The sequence below is a fragment of the Flavobacterium sp. AC267 genome (assembly GCF_979258715.1).
Genome location: NZ_OZ409875.1, coordinates 892,105 through 908,166 on the forward strand (window position 1 = coordinate 892,105; position 16,062 = coordinate 908,166).

The 16,062-nt window shown below is 35.3% G+C and carries 12 protein-coding genes and 3 pseudogenes; 8 read left to right on the forward strand and 7 right to left on the reverse strand.

The genetic code is table 11. The features are described from left to right. Positions 1-5 precede the first annotated feature (5 nt). Positions 6-548, forward strand: coding sequence for a hypothetical protein (locus tag ACZZ95_RS04725; RefSeq protein WP_463468207.1), 543 nt, complete (start codon positions 6-8; stop codon positions 546-548). Positions 549-624: 76 nt separating this feature from the next. Here ACZZ95_RS04725 and ACZZ95_RS04730 read toward each other — a convergent pair whose 3' ends face one another. From ACZZ95_RS04730 to trhO, 5 genes and pseudogenes are all read right to left on the reverse strand, one after another. Beyond that, positions 625-855 (reverse strand): ferredoxin, encoded by a 231-nt coding sequence (locus ACZZ95_RS04730; RefSeq protein ID WP_463468208.1) that lies wholly within the window; start codon positions 853-855, stop codon positions 625-627. Then, positions 855-1,852: pseudogene (locus ACZZ95_RS04735) on the reverse strand (peptidase U32 family protein). The gene ACZZ95_RS04730 and the pseudogene ACZZ95_RS04735 overlap by 1 nt, the downstream one beginning before the upstream one ends. Before the next feature lie 10 nt (positions 1,853-1,862). Further along, on the reverse strand, positions 1,863-2,096 hold the full coding sequence (locus ACZZ95_RS04740) for a hypothetical protein (protein ID WP_463468209.1): 234 nt from the start codon (positions 2,094-2,096) through the stop codon (positions 1,863-1,865). Positions 2,097-2,658: 562 nt separating this feature from the next. Further along, the gene (tnpA, locus tag ACZZ95_RS04745; RefSeq protein ID WP_463468210.1) at positions 2,659-3,093 is read right to left on the reverse strand and encodes an IS200/IS605 family transposase; all 435 of its coding nucleotides are present in this window, start codon (positions 3,091-3,093) and stop codon (positions 2,659-2,661) included. Positions 3,094-3,117: 24 nt separating this feature from the next. Next, positions 3,118-4,476, reverse strand: a complete 1,359-nt coding sequence (gene trhO / locus ACZZ95_RS04750) for an oxygen-dependent tRNA uridine(34) hydroxylase TrhO (RefSeq protein WP_463468211.1) — start codon at positions 4,474-4,476, stop codon at positions 3,118-3,120. A gap of 343 nt (positions 4,477-4,819) precedes the next feature. On the opposite strand from trhO, the gene ACZZ95_RS04755 reads away from it, so the two are divergent. From ACZZ95_RS04755 to ACZZ95_RS04770, 4 genes and pseudogenes are all read left to right on the forward strand, one after another. Then, a complete protein-coding gene (locus ACZZ95_RS04755) occupies positions 4,820-5,875 on the forward strand; it encodes an efflux RND transporter periplasmic adaptor subunit (protein WP_463468212.1) in 1,056 nt (351 codons plus the stop codon). 3 nt (positions 5,876-5,878) lie between these two features. Next, positions 5,879-8,961, forward strand: a pseudogene (locus ACZZ95_RS04760) (efflux RND transporter permease subunit); the annotation flags it as partial. A gap of 120 nt (positions 8,962-9,081) precedes the next feature. Further along, positions 9,082-9,891: a TolC family protein gene (locus ACZZ95_RS04765; RefSeq protein ID WP_463471623.1), complete on the forward strand. Its 810-nt coding sequence runs from the start codon at positions 9,082-9,084 to the stop codon at positions 9,889-9,891. Next, a complete protein-coding gene (locus tag ACZZ95_RS04770; protein WP_463468213.1) occupies positions 9,851-10,387 on the forward strand; it encodes a TolC family protein in 537 nt (178 codons plus the stop codon). Before ACZZ95_RS04765 ends, ACZZ95_RS04770 begins: the two co-directional genes overlap by 41 nt. 353 nt (positions 10,388-10,740) lie before the next feature. On the opposite strand, the pseudogene ACZZ95_RS04775 reads toward ACZZ95_RS04770, so the two are convergent. After that, positions 10,741-11,153, reverse strand: a pseudogene (locus tag ACZZ95_RS04775) (BrxA/BrxB family bacilliredoxin). A gap of 769 nt (positions 11,154-11,922) precedes the next feature. Further along, positions 11,923-13,089: a lycopene cyclase family protein gene (locus ACZZ95_RS04780; RefSeq protein ID WP_463468214.1), complete on the reverse strand. Its 1,167-nt coding sequence runs from the start codon at positions 13,087-13,089 to the stop codon at positions 11,923-11,925. 124 nt (positions 13,090-13,213) lie between these two features. Here ACZZ95_RS04780 and ACZZ95_RS04785 point away from each other — a divergent pair, with 124 nt between their 5' ends. Genes ACZZ95_RS04785 through ACZZ95_RS04795 form a run of 3 tightly spaced genes read left to right on the forward strand, consistent with a single transcriptional unit; the run spans position 13,214 to position 16,033 of the window. After that, complete coding sequence (locus ACZZ95_RS04785) at positions 13,214-14,038, forward strand: DUF6492 family protein (protein WP_463468215.1); 825 nt, start codon at positions 13,214-13,216, stop codon at positions 14,036-14,038. A 24-nt stretch (positions 14,039-14,062) separates the two neighbouring features. Beyond that, a complete protein-coding gene (locus ACZZ95_RS04790) occupies positions 14,063-15,139 on the forward strand; it encodes a glycosyltransferase family 4 protein (RefSeq protein WP_463468216.1) in 1,077 nt (358 codons plus the stop codon). A 12-nt stretch (positions 15,140-15,151) separates the two neighbouring features. Next, entirely contained in the window at positions 15,152-16,033 is an 882-nt protein-coding gene (locus tag ACZZ95_RS04795) for a hypothetical protein (protein ID WP_463468217.1), read from the forward strand. Positions 16,034-16,062 lie beyond the last annotated feature (29 nt).

Below are 16,062 nucleotides of genomic sequence, written 5' to 3' on the forward strand. Positions count from 1 at the left end.
TAAAAATGAAAAAGATCTTAAATAAATCCCTTATCGCATTAGTATTAATTGCTGTAAGTTTAATTAGTGCTTCATGTACAAACCTTTCGCCAGAAAAAACTTTTGATATAGTCGCGTTAAATTCGAATTTGCTATCTCGCTTTGGCAGTAAAGACATCAATTTTAAGCTGGATTCTGAACCTCAAATATATGATGAAAGCAAAAAAAACATGGTTGTATCTTCTTATTATGATTATTTTAAATTTGACATTGCCAATTTAGAAACTCAGTTTAACAAAATTAAAGAAATTGATGAAAATGATGACAATAAAGAACTTCTTCAGGCATCAAAAGATCTTTTCTCCTACGCAATTGCCAAACAAAAAGAAGGTTATCTGCCCATTGCAAAAATGAAAGATGAAAAAGCTTCACCTGAAGAAATACAAAAAGCTATTTCAGATTTTGATGCCTCAACTCAAAACGATATTGAAGCTAAGTTTACAAAATTGATGAATGTTGCAAAAGCTTATGCTGAAAAGCATAACATTGATGCCAATTTTGGTGTTTAGTAATTAAATAACATTTTAAGAAAAAAGTAAAAACCCTATTTTGTGATGATACAAAATAGGGTTTCTTTTTTATTTCTTAAGTTTCCTTAACTGTAATAATCTTAACTGGGCAAGCCTTTGCTACCAATTCACAACTTTCAACAATGGCATGATTCGGAGATTTTAAAGTAAAAAATCCTTTTGCATTTACAGAATGAATCAAAACCGATTTTCCGTCTTTTTTTGACATTTGAAAATGTACCGGATCCATTTCGACGCAGTAATTACAGCCGATACATTTGTCTCTTTGTAAAGTAACAATAACCATTATGCTTCAACAATTTTATATAATTTATCAGACATTCTAATTCTGAATGGCAGTTTAAAAGTACAATCGTCACCTTTTGTCGCTTTTTCTGCTTCAAGGTTGTTCACAAACATTTCATCGACAATCATTTCCTGCGCGCCTGTACTTGGTCCAGTTACCAGAATTTTATCTCCAATTTTGATATCGTAAGCTTCAATCTTAAATTGCCCCACATTTGCTTTGGGAAAATAATGTGTTCCTTTTCCAACATATACCTTTTTCTGAGTTGCGAGAGAGCCCGGAATATCGCTCCACTCGCCTAGTTCCTGACCGAGATAATATCCCGACCAGAATCCCCGATTGTAAACGGTTTCTAAAGCCTGCATCCAAACTGCTGTTTTTTCTTTAGTAAAAGTGCCTCCGTAATACGCATCAATTGCTTCACGATAGGTTTTAATCACTGTTGCCACATATTCTGGAGCTCGGCCTCGACCTTCAATTTTAAGAACTTGAATTCCGGAATCTATAACCTGATCTAAGAAATCAAGCGTACACAAATCTTTTGGCGACATCATGTATTCGTTATCGAGTTCGATTTCAAAACCAGTTTCCTGATCGATAACGGTATATTTTTTCGGCAGTTTTGTTTACACGCTCCACGATTTGCAGATGAATTATGCGAATGTAAACTCAAATAACATTTCCCCGAAACCGCCATACACAATGCTCCGTGTCCAAAAATTTCGATTTCGACCAAATTTCCGTTCGGTCCTTTAATTTGTTCTTTCTCAATTTGGTTCGTAATATTCTTAACCTGACGCAGACTCAGTTCACGGCTTAAAACCATTGTATCGGCAAACAAACTGTAGAATTTGATGGTTTCTATATTCGTCACATTCAACTGTGTAGAAATATGAACTTCCATTCCAATTGTTCTTGCCATGGCAATTACTGCCTGATCAGATGCAATTACAGCTGTAATATTGGCTTCTTTGGCTTTACTCAACAATGTTTTCACAACAGATAAATCATGATCGTAAATAATGGTGTTTAAAGTCAGATAACTTCGAACGTTTTTTGCTTCGCGACTGTTTGGCAATTTCTTTTAAATCTTCAATTGTAAAATTTACCGTTGAACGCGCACGCATGTTAAGCTGTTCAACTCCAAAATAAACAGAATCACATCCATTATCTAACGCGACCTGAAGCGACTCAAAGTTCCCTGCGGGAGCCATAAGTTCGATTTTGTTATTTGTTGTCATTTTATTTGTATTATTTTTTTCTAATGTTAAACCATTGATTGTTTTATTGTTTTTTTCGGATATTCATCGCGTCCTGCGGTTGAAACCGCAGGCTATATTTTGCTTTGTATTTTTTAAATATAGCTCGTGGTTTCAACCACGCGAAACGTATGATTGTCAATCAACCTTACATGATGTAACATCGTTGTGGATATGCATTGCGTTCCTGCGGTTGAAACCGCAGGCTATGTTTTCCTTTGTATTTTTTAAATATAGCCCGTGGTTTAAACCACGGGAAACGTGTGATTGTAAATCAACATTTCAGGATGCAAAATCGTTGCGGATATACATTGCGTTCCTGCGGTTGAAACCGCAGGCTATGTTTTCCTTTCGACATCTTCCGAAACATAGCCCGTGGTTTAAACCACGGGAAACGTGTGATTGTCAATCAACCTTACATGATGTAACATCGTTGTGCATATACATTTCGTCCTGCGGTTGAAACCGCAGGCTATGTTTTCCTTTCGACATCTTTCGAAACATAGCCCATGGTTTCAACCACCGGAAACGTATCGATTAGCAATCATTTCTTCTCCAATCCATGCAGTTTTACAAAATCATCAAATTCATCTTGTCCATTTTTCTTTAGATGATGTTGCTTTTGGTTTTTTATGTAATGGTAAACAACCTCTAACTGAGATTCACTGACTGAAAAAGCCGCATAGCCTGTTTGCCAGGCAAATTTTTCAAGGATAAGCTCTTCTCGATTCATAAAATGAGAAGAACTTCCTTTTATTTGCTTGATGATGTCTGAAATAGTTTTTTGTGGATTTTGTAAAAATAAAACGTGCACATGATCTGACATTCCGTTTAGGATCCTAACAGGGCGACCGAGATGAATTAACTTTTCATGAATGAAATCGTACAATTTTTTCTCGATTGAATAATCAATTAATTCCTGACGATGTTTTGTTGCCCAAATTGCATGAATCCATAATTTGGTAAAGGATTGTGACATAAATAAATTAGCATAAAATTTTTGCTAATTTACAATTTTATACAATTTATCTGACAAACGAATACGAAAAGGAACCTCAAAAGTAACCTTGTCGCCAATTTTAGCAGTTGTAGTTTCTGCTCCGTCAACGACCATTTTGTCTAAGGTCAGTTGCTGATCGCCAGTTGTTGGTCCAGAAATTAAGATTTTATCGCCAACGTTTAACTGTTGATTTTCAATAGTAAATTGTCCCACTTGTGCTTTTACATAATAATGCTCCGCTTTTCCAAGAAGTACTTTCTTTACTTTTATTTTCTGACGGATATCTGCAGGCTTTTCAGAAGTTGCTAAAGCAGTATTTGGGAGCTCGCCTGAATGTTTGAATTTTAAGTTTTCCGATTTTCCTTTTCTAAATACTTTGTTTCCAACTTGCTTTCCGGTTCTTAAACGAACTTGGTCAACCAAAGGCATATGAATAATCTCTAAACATTCTGTAGAACAACAGTTTTCCATTGCTGCTTTACATTCATCACATTGAATAAACAACAAATGACATCCGTCGTTTTCGCAGTTGGTATGATTGTCACAAGGTTTGCCGCATTGATGGCATTGCGAAATAATATCGTCTGTAATTCTTTCGCCTAGACGATTATCAAACACAAAGTTTTTTCCAATGAATTTGCTTTCTAAACCTTCAGCTTCAATTTGTTTAGCGTAATTGATGATTCCGCCTTCTAATTGAAACACATTTTTAAAACCTTGGTGTTTAAAATACGCACTGGCTTTTTCGCGACGAATTCCGCCTGTACAATACATCACCAGATTTTTATCCTCTTTATGGTTTTGAAGCTGTTCGTTGATGATTGGTAAACTCTCTCTAAAAGTTTCAACATCTGGAGTTATGGCATTTTTAAAATGTCCTACTTCACTTTCATAATGATTTCTAAAATCAACTACAATCGTATTTGGATCATCTAAAATAGCGTTGAATTCTTTGGCTTTCAAGTGAACGCCAATATCGGTTACATCAAAAGTTTCGTCGTTCAAACCGTCGGCAACGATTTTATGACGCACTTTAATGGTTAATTTTAAAAATGAATGGTCATCATGTTCTACGGCTTCATTCAAACGAATACCTTTCATGAAATCATAAACTTCAAGAGTTGTTCTAAAAGCCTCCAAATTTTCTTCAGGAATACTCATCTGAGCATTTATTCCTTCGTTGGCAACATAAATTCGGCCTAAAGCATCAAGTGCATTCCAGGCACGGAATAAATCATCGCGAAATTTTTTGGGATCTTCAATTTTGGCATACGCATAAAAAGACAACGTAAGACGTTGTTTACCAGCATCATCAATCAGGATGGCTCTTTCTTCTGCGCTCAAAGTGTTGTACAGTTGCATGCTATAAACAGTTTTAAGTTAAGAATATATATTGAATTCAATTTCTGAGTGAATTCGGGCGCAAAGGTAAGTCTTTCAATTCAATTTTAAAAATGATAAAAATCATGGAACATTAAAATATAGAAGCAGTATGTAATCTTTTTATATCCGCAACAAAATTGCATTAATAAAAAATAAGCACTGTTTATCAATGTGTTACAAAATATTGATTACATTTATATGGTACAATTTTAACATTTATGATTATGAATGCTTTAAAACTACCCAAACCACTCCTCCCCATTCTTTTAGTATTAACCTTTTTCATCTCTTGTAAAAAAGAAGAAAAGAAAGCCCCCCGCCGATGCAGGCTCCTTTTGTAACGGTCAAGAGCGAAGATGTCCCCATTTACAAAGACTTCGCAGGACAAACTTTTGGAGATTTAGACATTGAATTAATCGCAAGAGTGGACGGAATTCTAACTGGAATTCACTTCAAGGAAGGACAACACGTTAAAAAAGGCCAGTTATTATATACTATTGATCCCCTGGAATATGATACTAAAGTCGAACAAGCCCGCGGACAAGTCGCAGTCGCACAAAGTGGCTTGGTTAATGCAGAAGAAGAACTCAAACGCATTCGGCCATTGGCAGATATGAACGCTGTTAGTAAAAGAGAATTAGATGCGGCTGTAGCCAAAGAAAAAGCGGCGCGATCAAACTACACCAGTGTTCAGGCAAGTTTAAAAAATCAACAGATAGAAAGAAGTTATGCTAATATAAAATCACCAATAGATGGTGTAATCGGACTTTCGAATGCACGATTGGGCGATTATATTACTAAAATAGGAAATGCCTCAAAACTAAACACGGTTTCAAAACTTGAAAAAGTCAGAGTACAATTTACAGTAAGTGAATCTGACTTTCTTAAATATCAAAAACAAACCAGAGCCGGAGAACGTATTTCAGACCTACAATTAATTCTTTCTGATGGAAGCACCCATCCCGAAAAAGGATCTTTAAATTTTTCAGATAGCAAAATCGACCCAACCACAGGAACTGTAACCATTGAAGCCCAATTCCCCAATCCAGAGGGTACTTTACGTTCTGGGCAATTTGCGAAAGTTCGTGTTTTACTTCGAACACAAAAAGATGCCATCGTTGTGCCGCAAAAAGCAGTTACAGAGATTCAGGGACTTTTTTCAGTTTCTGTAATTGATGAGAAAAACACCATTCAAACCCGAATGGTCGAAGTTGGACAAAAAATTGGAGTTGACTGGATTATTACAAAAGGTTTAAAAGCCAACGAAAAAGTGGCGATTATTGGTAATCAGTTTATTCAGCCAGGCTCACAAGTTGTTCCCGTACCGTACGTTGCCGACAAAGACAAGAAGCAGATTGCATCATCTCTAAACGACTAAATTATGGATAATTTTTTTGTGAGAAGACCGATAGTCGCCATTGTACTATCCATATTTATCGTTATTGTTGGAGGACTTTCTATACTCGGAACTCCCATTGCGCAATATCCCGAAATTGCACCGCCTTTGGTACAGGTTTCCACAAGTTACCGTGGTGCAAATGCTTTAAATGTAGAACAAGCTGTTGCAACGCCAATCGAGCAAAAAGTAAACGGAGTTGAAAATATGCTCTACATGCAGTCGACCAATACAGGTGATGGGAGCATGACGTTAAACATTACCTTCGATATGGGAACTGATTTGGACATCGCCACCATGCTTACCCAAAACAGAGTAAACGAAGCTACCAATAAACTACCCAACGACGTAAAAACAACCGGGGTTACGACCAAAAAATCGCTCTCGATGCCGATGCTGATTTTGTCGCTGTACTCCCCAATAAAACATTCGACAATAATTTCCTGACCAATTACGCCAGTATCAATCTAGTAGATGCCTTGGCACGTATTAAAGGAGTTGGAGAAGTTACTCTTTACGGAGGAAGTAATTATGCGATGCGAATTTGGGTCAAGCCCGATATAATGGCGAAGTACAACCTCACCGTTCCCGATATTATTCAGTCAATTAAAGAACAAAATGCCATTTCGCCCGGAGGAAAATTTGGAGCTCCGCCCGCAACAGACGACAACGAATTTACATACAATGTAACCTTAAAAGATCGTTTGATTAATCCCGAAGATTTTGAAAACATCATTCTTAAATCTAACATTAGCAATCAGCAGGTTCGGCTTAAAGATATTGGAACCGTTACATTGGGAACAGAAAGTTATGCATCTGTTGCAAAATTAAACGGAAGCCCGGCCGGAACCATCGGAATTAAACAAATGCCGGGTTCTAATGCTTTGGAAGTTGCCGAAAATGTCAAAAACACAATCGAAAAATTAAGCAAACGTTTTCCACAGGATTTAAAATATCGCGTTTCATTAGATACAACTTTAGCGATTTCTGAAGGAATAAATGAAATCATACATACTTTGGTCGAAGCTATTATTCTGGTAATCATCGTGGTTTTTATCTTCTTGCAAAATTGGCGCGCGACATTAATTCCGTTATTGACCGTTCCTGTTTCTTTGGTTGGGGTTTTTATGCTTTTTCCTCTTTTAGGTTTTTCAATTAATGTACTTTCACTTTTAGGATTAGTTCTCGCGATTGGTATTGTGGTCGATGATGCCATTGTCGTCGTCGAAGCCGTAATGCATCATATTGAACAAGGTATGTCACCAAAAGAAGCCACTAATCAGGCGATGAAAGAAGTTTCCGGACCCGTAATTGCCATTGCGATTGTGTTAACAGCCGTATTCATTCCTGTTGCATTAACGCCCGGAATAACTGGACGACTCTATCAGCAATTTGCCATTACAATTGCTATTTCTGTGATTTTCTCCGCTTTAAGCGCTTTAACTTTAAGTCCGGCTTTATGTTCGCTTTTATTGAAACCCAATCAAGAGGCAAAAGGCTGGCTTGGAAAATTCTTTGTCGCTTTCAATCGAAAGTTTGGCGCTTTTACGGATAAATACACAGGTTTCTCTGGTTATTTAATCAAAAAAACGGCTCGAAGTTTTATTTTTATCGGAATTGTCGTTGGAGCGATTATTCTCTTAGGAGGAAAAATTCCGGGTGGGTTTGTTCCCGAAGAAGATCAGGGTTATATGTTTGTGAACATAGAATTACCCGGCGCTTCATCTCTGGAAAGAACTGGAAAAGTAATTGAGAAAATAGAACATATTTTATCTAAAAATGAAGGCGTTGAATATTACACTTCTGTCGCCGGATTCAGTTTGATTAAAAACTCAGTCGCCACCAATAACGGATTTTTCTTTGTCGCTTTAAAAGAATGGAAAGAACGGGAACAAGACGTTTTTCAAATATTAAAAGAAGTAAACGGAAAAGTAGTTTTTGGAATTCCCGAAGCCACCGTTTTCGCTTTTGGCCCTCCGCCCATTACTGGAATCGGAAATGCGACCGGATTTTCGATGATGCTTCAGGATAAAGAAGGAAACACACCGCAATATCTCTACGAAAATGCACAGCGATTTATGGACGAAGCCAAAAAACGACCAGAAATTGGAACTATCCGAACGACTTTCAATCCAAATGTTCCGCAAATTAGCCTCGATATTGATCGGGAAAAAGTCACGGAACTCGGTCTTAATTTATCAGATGTAAATCTCGCTATTGGAGCCAGTTTAGGAGGACAATATATTAACGAATTCAATAAATTTGGGCGTCAGTATATTGTTCTGCTTCAGGCTGATCCGAGTTTTACCGTAAATCCGGAAGACATTAATAAGATATTTGTTCGAAGTCGGGATAACAAGATGATTCCGATTTCGAGTATCGCCACAATCCGAAAAGAAAGCGGACCTGAATTTACTACCCGCTTTAATTTATTCCGTGCCGCAGAAATTGGCGGAACTCCCGCTCCCGGATTTACTTCGGTCGAAGCTATGAATGCTTTGCAGGAAACAGCTGTAAAAGTATTACCCGCCGCAATGGATTATGAATGGGCGAATATGAGTTTTCAGGAAAAACAAGCCGAAGGAAAAGGGAATACCGTGTTTTTAATGGCTTTGGTTTTTGTATTTCTAATTCTTGCCGCGCAATACGAAAGCTGGAAACTTCCTTTCAGCGTATTACTCGGAACGCCCTTTGCAGTTTTTGGCGCCTTTTTGGGATTATATCTCTGCCGATTGTTTAGTCCCGATTATGTTAATAATGTCTTCGCACAAATTGGTCTGGTAATGCTGATTGGTTTAGTCGCTAAAAATGCCATTCTGATTATAGAATTTGCCAAAGAACAATACGAAAAAGGAATGCCGGTAAAAGAAGCCGCTTTATATGCCGCCAAATTACGTTTCCGCCCAATTCTGATGACTGCTTTTGCTTTCATTTTGGGAGTTGTTCCGTTATTAACCGCAACTGGAGCTGGAGCTCAAGCGAGAAAAGTAATGGGAATGACCGTTTTTAGCGGTATGCTTGTCGCCACCATTTTAGGTGTTTGTCTGATTCCGGTGTTATTTGTATTTATTGAAACATTCGGAAAGAAAAAATCTGAGGAAATCGATGAACCTAAAGCGGAAGAAAAAATGAAAAATATAAAAATACTTTTCGTGCTATTTTTGATGGCTGTTTTTCCTTACGGATGCATGGTAGGACCAAAATATGTCAAACCCAAACAGCCTCAGACCGATAATTTCCGCTACAGGGAAAAAACTACAGACACTACAAATTCTGTAACAACGATAAAATGGTCATCGATATTTAACGATGATGTCTTGATAGGATTGATTGAAAAAGGAATTCAAAACAACTATGATCTTAAAATTGCATTGGCTCGTTTGGAACAAGTGAGAGCTAATCTCGGCATTGCAAAAGCCGATTTATATCCAGCTTTTCAATATTCTGGTCAGGTTAACACGGCAGAAACCTTTATGCGACCTTCATCAGCACTAGTTAATATGTCTTGGGAATTGGATTTTTGGGGAAAATACCGTCATCAAAATAAAGCGCTTCAAAATGAACTTTTAGCTTCTGATGAAGCCAGAAAAGTGGTTCTTTCGGATATTGTCAGCACTATTGCCATTTCCTACTTTGAACTTCGTGATTACGATAATCAATTAGAAATTACAACCCATACTTTAGAAACAAGGCAAAAAGCTTACGACATTATCAACGAGCGTTTTCTAAGCGGTTATGTAGCTGAATTGGATAAAGTGCAAATTGAACAGCAGGTTGCTATTGCCGAAGCCAATATTCCTGCTATTAAAAGACAAATTACGGCTTTAGAAAATTCTATTTCGATTTTAGTCGGACAAGTACCGCGACCTATTCTGCGTGGAAAAACCAATAGCGACTTATTAATTTTGACCAATTTTCCAACTTCAGTTCCATCGGCTTTATTAGAAAACAGACCCGATGTCAAGCGTCAGGAATATTTATACAAAGCGGCTTTATGAAAGAATTGGCGTTGCACAGGCAATGCGCTATCCTTCATTCAATATTGCGGCTATCGCAGGTTTTACGAGTATTGCTGTTGGCGATTTATTTAATGATGGGTCGTATTTACAAAGTGCAGGCGCAGGAGTTGCCGGTCCAATTTTTAACTTCGGAAAAAACAAAAGACGCGTTGACGTCAACAGACAAATTGCCGAAGAAGTAAAATTTACTTTTCAGAAAACGTATTTAACCGCTATATCTGAAGTTGAAAATTCGCTTCGTAATGTCGAAATGTATAAAGAAGAATGGACCGCAAGAAACAGGCAAGTTGTTGTCGCCCAGAAAAATTATGATCTATCAAATGCCAGATATTATAATGGTTACGTTTCTTATCTAGAAGTTTTAGATGCCCAAAGATCATTATTTGAAGCTCAGTTAAGCCTTTCGCAATTAACGCAAAAACAATTGAGTTCAATGGTTCAATTGTATAAAGCTCTAGGGGGAGGGTGGAATTGATTTTTTTTTTGAGGCTCAAAGATACAAAGTGGCAAAGGTTCAAAGGTTTTGTAACAGCCATTATCATTCCGTAGGAATGTTTCATTGGTAAAAAAACAATGATCGCCACACCTTAAGTTCCGTGGGAACGTTTGATTTTATCTATTTTTAAATGCCGCATAAACAAACGTTCCCACGGAACGCAAAATTTGATAACAATATATTTTTTAAGCTACCGACGAAATGTTCCTACTGAACAAAATAAAAAGGGGGCTGTTTCAAAAATGAAACAGCCCCTTTAATCTTTGTACCTCTGTACCTTTGCCTCTTTGAACCTAAAACGTAAGTATCTCAGAACCTTAGCATCTTAGGAGTTAACAAAATTCATTAAACGCATCTTGCAAATTCTCAGCGATTAATTCAGCTGGACGGCCTTCGATGTGGTGACGCTCTAACATGTGAACTAATTCTCCGTTTTTGAACAAAGCCATAGATGGCGATGATGGAGGAAAAGGAAACATATGTTGTCTTGCGAGCATCAACAGCTTCTTTGTCAACACCAGCGAAAACTGTAATAAGGTGATCTGGTTTTTTAGCTCCTTCTAAACTCATTTTTGCTCCCGGACGTGCATTTCTTGCGTGCGCACCCGCAAACTGAATTTACAACAACTAAAGTGGTACCCTCAGCTTTGATAGCATTATCAACAGCATCAGCACTATGTAAATCTTGAAAACCAGCGACTGTTAATTCAGCTTCCATAGGTTTTACCATTTCTTGTGGATACATATTCTTGTCTTTTAAATTTTACTTTTGAAGTGCAAAGTTACAAAGTTTACTCGCAACTACTTAATTTGAAGTATAAAGTTTTGTTATAGTTCGATATTAAATTTTAAATGATACGGAGAATACTGTTTTAATAGAATTATTGTATTTCAACACTCTCATTTCAAAATAGAAACAAAATGAAAAGATCATAAAAAAGAAGATTAATTATTCTAAAGCCTCAACAGTTTTACTTTTTTTATGCGGAAATTGATAATTATACTGCTTCAAATGGCTGTTTCCTCTTCTAATTTTATGTTGTGTTGTTAAAACGGTTGTCTTATTTTGTTCGGCAATTTCTATGGTGGAAATATAATTGGTTAAATATCTTTTAAGGATTTGTATGTTATCAAGATCTATTGAATAAATCGTCTTTTTTCCTTGATTCTTTATATTTATCAGATTTGCTTTTTTTAATTCTAATAAATGTTTTGATATTGTCGATTGCGCTAATGGAATTAACTCAACAATTTCTGCCGCAGGTTCTATTATCTCTTTTCCATAAAAGCGTCATTATCTGAATTCGTCTTGGATGTCCGAGTGCTTTGCAAATTTTACTTATCGCTTCTGTCTCTATATCAAGTTGTAAGTGCTTTCTAATTCCCATTAATTCCTTATCGTAAATAATCGATTATATTAGACAAAGTAAATGTTATCACAACTTTTTTATTCCCTTAAAAAGTTATTAAAACAAAAGAATAAGACAATTTTCATTCATTTTGATAGGAAGATTTTATGCAGATTTAAATGGCACGCGAAACAAAGCCTTAATAAACGGCATTTTAGGACATTTTAAAATAACTTTTAAATCTTCAATTAAATTTGTTTCTTCATCCAAAAATTTAAAAATCAACGCAGGATTTCCCTTTTTGAATAACGAAGAAAAAATAGAACTTCCCAATTCATTATGACGATATAGAATATCTAAAAGCAATAAATCATAAAACCAAAAACGTCTTTTTTTATGAAATGATGACATTTTTACATTTTCACTTTGAAGGAAATCTACTAATTCCGATGATTTTTTATCTGAATTTTTAAAGGTGTAACCTGTACTAGCTTTTGTCCATCCGCCGGCAGTACCGATATTCAAAACTCGTTTGGTATTTTTTTTCCAAAAAGGAAAACAAGTCATTGGAATACTTCCCTGCTCCTTTTCTCGGATTTCGAATTGGTCTACACCAAGTTTATTTAAATAGTTTTGAATCTCTTTTTCATATTCTTCTTTTGCAAGCAGTTTTTCTGAGAACAAAGTATATTCCACCAAAGCTTCGGTTGTAGAAGTCGGCAAAACATACATAAATCTTGTATTTCCTTTTTGTTCTAAAGAAAAATCCATGAACGTGGCTTGTTCTGGATTGAATATCGCTGTTTCCGTCTTGACAAACCAACCTATAAAATGCTGTCGCAAAACGGGATATTTAGTTTGACTTTCGGCGAAAGCCTTTGTATAAATGCTGTTGAATAAGTAATTGCCCGTATATCTATTCTCTTCTGTTCCTACATACACATGTGTTTCGAGCTCGTTGATATCGGTTACTTTTTCATTGGAAAACGTAATATTGGGATATTCTGAAAGTGCTTTGAAAACAAAATCATAAAAATCAATTCCCCGAATTTGATTGTATTGGTAAGGCTTCAACGCCAAATCGCGTTTGAAATTTTCATTGGCAAATAAAGCCAGATCCCATTTTTTAGAAATAACAGATTTCCATACACTTTCTTCTTTTTCCCAAAAACACCAGGTTCTATCGTTGTTTTTCTTTGAATCTTGATCCAAAAGTAAAATCGATTTGGTCGCGAATTTTCCTGACTGCATCATTTTATAAACGGTCATTAAAGAGGCAAGTCCTGTTCCTGTAAAAATGTAATCGAAGTGTTTAATTTGAGAAGAGTCCATTTTCAAAAATAAGGAATTTTATTTTTCCGAAAATATTTAAAATCGGCAAGCCAATTATTATTTCATTTTTCCCTTAATTTTAAATAATGAGTTTATCTTTATTATTCCATAACAAAAATTTTATATGCATAAATTAATTCTTTTCATCAAGACTTACGAACCTGACTTTGAAAGAGTTTACAAACTTTTAGAATCAATAGACGAGTTTAATAAAGATAATATTCCAGTATATATTTCAGTAAATGACGAACATTTTGATGTCTTAAATGCAGATTGTTTTAAAAAATATAAGGTCTATAGAGATTCTGAAATTACTACAACAACTATTACGGAAGGATGGAGGTACCAGCAAATTATAAAATCTAATGTTTATAAGCTTAAAATCTGCGAAAACTATGTTTCTCTAGATTCTGATTCCCTTTTTATACGTGATTTTTATTTTTCTGATTTTATGTATGATGATCAAACGCCTTATACCGTAATGCAGGAATCTAAAGATTTACTGGAAATAAGCGCAAGACTTGGCATGGATCCAGATACTATTTTTTTTAAAAGAGCATTGAGAGATACGAGACCATTTTTTGGAAATACAGGTAAAAAATGGGATTACGGTCCATCTCCCTATATTTGGAGCTGTAAAGTCTGGCAACATTTTAACGATGTCTTCTTAAAAGAATTAAATCTGACTTTTGATGATTTTTTTAATAAAATAGACCAAAAAAGTTACTCTCCAAGTGAATATGTGATTTATGGAGAATATTTACTTAAAACCAGACTGATTGACATTCTTCCTATTGGAAGCCTTTTCAAAGTATATCATTACAAAAAACAATATGGAATAGAGAAAAAACAACTTACTGTAGAACAGTTAAGTAAAATTTATCTGGGCATTATTTATCAAAGTAATTGGCAGAAAAAGAAAAAAAGTGGTTTCTATTTTGATGAATAACAGAAATATTAAGAACAACTTCTGATGAAAAAAACAAGTAAAGCTTATTTGGTATTTCTTAACGGGAAATCGAATGCCGGAGGCGCAGAGCGCATGGTTCATTATTTAGATGAATATCTCACAAGCAGAAAGATTTTAACTCAGATAATCGACGAAGATTTTTTAAAAAATACTTTTACAGGAAAGTTGTATTGGAAATTATTCCACTATAGACATTTTGAAAAACGAAGAGCGAAATACATTGCCAGGTTTGCAACTGCTTTTTTGTGGTTAAATTATCGTTCTAATAAAATCGTAATCAGCAATGGCGAACCAACTGCTTATTATGCTACAGATTATGTAATTTCTCATGGCTGTTATCATAAAATGGAATTGGATTATGGCAAAAACAATTCCAAAATGGGCAGAATTGCCAAACTGCAAATGAAAGCGTGCCTAAATGCCAAACAAATAATTGCGGTAGAATCGAATGTAAAAGAAGATTTAATTCAATATTATGGAATAAATAAGGATAAAATAAGCGTTGTTCCAAATTGCATTGATAGGAATAATTTTTATCCGATAAAAAAAACAGCAGACTCTTTTAAAACAGTCGTTTATATAGGAAGATTGGAATACGGAAAAGGCGTAGCAGAATTGCAAGAACTTGCAAAACTTGTAGAATCGCGAGAGGATTGGAGACTTCTAATTGCTTCTAATAATTCTTATAATGCCGCACTTTTTAAAAACCTGAACAATACTGATATTTTAATTGGGCTGACAATTGATAACATTAATGAACGAGCCTATTCTAAAGCGTCTATTATTTTTTATCCGTCTTATTCCGAAAGTTTTGGAATGGTAACGATAGAAGCTCTAGCCTGCGGAAGACCGATTGCAGGAAATGCTGTTGGCATTTTACCCAAATTAGTCGCCGAAAAACAACCTGGCGCTTATTTGTCGCCGAAAAGAATTGATGAAACGATCTTTGATTTTTTTGATCAATGTATCGAAGATTCTGAAAATTTTACTCCCGAAGAAATTCATAAAATGACAATGAAAAAATTTGGAATCGAATCGTTTTTTGAACAAATGGACAAGCAGTTTTTTAAAACTAATTAATTTGAATTAAATATGAAAATTTTATACTTCTATCCCGAAAATCCATTACACAAAACGCAGGGAAATAATGCGAGGGCTCTGGCATTATTGGAATATTTTAGAAATAGAAATATAACTGTTGATTTTGTTGGTGTTGCCACAACTGAATTTACAGCTAATGAAATAAACAAGCTTAAAGAAGAAAAACTTATTTCTAACGGTCATTTACTTCCCATTTTTATTCGAAAGAAAAATAAAATGAAGTATTTTTTTTACCAGTCTCTTCCCAATAGAATTGGACGAAAAATAGGGTTATTTGATAGAACACGTATAGGACATGTCGAAGCTTTTAATACTATTTTAAAAGAGAATGAATATGATGTTATCTTGATGTCATACGTGTACTGGGCGAAACTAATTAAGAACAGTCCCAATATTAAAAATGCGAAATTAATGATTGATACACACGATTTTTTGACTTCTCAATTACAAGGAAAAAAGGAGTTTCAATTAGGACGTTTTTTTGAAAAAGAAATAGAAATTTTAAGTTTATTTGATAAAATCTTAGTTATTTCTCCTGAAGAAAAATTCCTATTCTCTCAATTTATCAAGAAAGAAACAGCACTCGCCACGCATGCTTTACCTCAAAATTACAATTCGAAAACTGAGAGTAAATACGATTTAATCTACGTTGCCAGCGATAACGAACATAATATAAAATCGGCTAATTGGTTTTTCAATGCCGTTTATCCCTTATTATCCAAATCTACCCGAATCGTGGTGATTGGCAAAATTTGCAAGTACATTGATGATTTTACCAATGTCGAAAAGATCAATTTTATCGAGGATTTAAACTCGGTTTACAGCCAGTCTAAACTAGCAATATGTCCCATGCTGAGCTGGCACTGGCGTTAAAATTAAAGTCATTGAGGCTTTATCCTTCG

Coding starts and splice junctions, on each gene's coding strand:
- ACZZ95_RS04725 (WP_463468207.1), top strand. CDS start 6: ATGAAAAAGATCTTAAATAAATCCCTTATCGCATTAGTATTAATTGCT.
- ACZZ95_RS04730 (WP_463468208.1), bottom strand. CDS start 855: ATGGTTATTGTTACTTTACAAAGAGACAAATGTATCGGCTGTAATTAC.
- ACZZ95_RS04740 (WP_463468209.1), bottom strand. CDS start 2,096: ATGACAACAAATAACAAAATCGAACTTATGGCTCCCGCAGGGAACTTT.
- tnpA (WP_463468210.1), bottom strand. CDS start 3,093: ATGTCACAATCCTTTACCAAATTATGGATTCATGCAATTTGGGCAACA.
- trhO (WP_463468211.1), bottom strand. CDS start 4,476: ATGCAACTGTACAACACTTTGAGCGCAGAAGAAAGAGCCATCCTGATT.
- ACZZ95_RS04755 (WP_463468212.1), top strand. CDS start 4,820: ATGCAGGCTCCTTTTGTAACGGTCAAGAGCGAAGATGTCCCCATTTAC.
- ACZZ95_RS04765 (WP_463471623.1), top strand. CDS start 9,082: ATGGTAGGACCAAAATATGTCAAACCCAAACAGCCTCAGACCGATAAT.
- ACZZ95_RS04770 (WP_463468213.1), top strand. CDS start 9,851: ATGTCAAGCGTCAGGAATATTTATACAAAGCGGCTTTATGAAAGAATT.
- ACZZ95_RS04780 (WP_463468214.1), bottom strand. CDS start 13,089: ATGGACTCTTCTCAAATTAAACACTTCGATTACATTTTTACAGGAACA.
- ACZZ95_RS04785 (WP_463468215.1), top strand. CDS start 13,214: ATGCATAAATTAATTCTTTTCATCAAGACTTACGAACCTGACTTTGAA.
- ACZZ95_RS04790 (WP_463468216.1), top strand. CDS start 14,063: ATGAAAAAAACAAGTAAAGCTTATTTGGTATTTCTTAACGGGAAATCG.
- ACZZ95_RS04795 (WP_463468217.1), top strand. CDS start 15,152: ATGAAAATTTTATACTTCTATCCCGAAAATCCATTACACAAAACGCAG.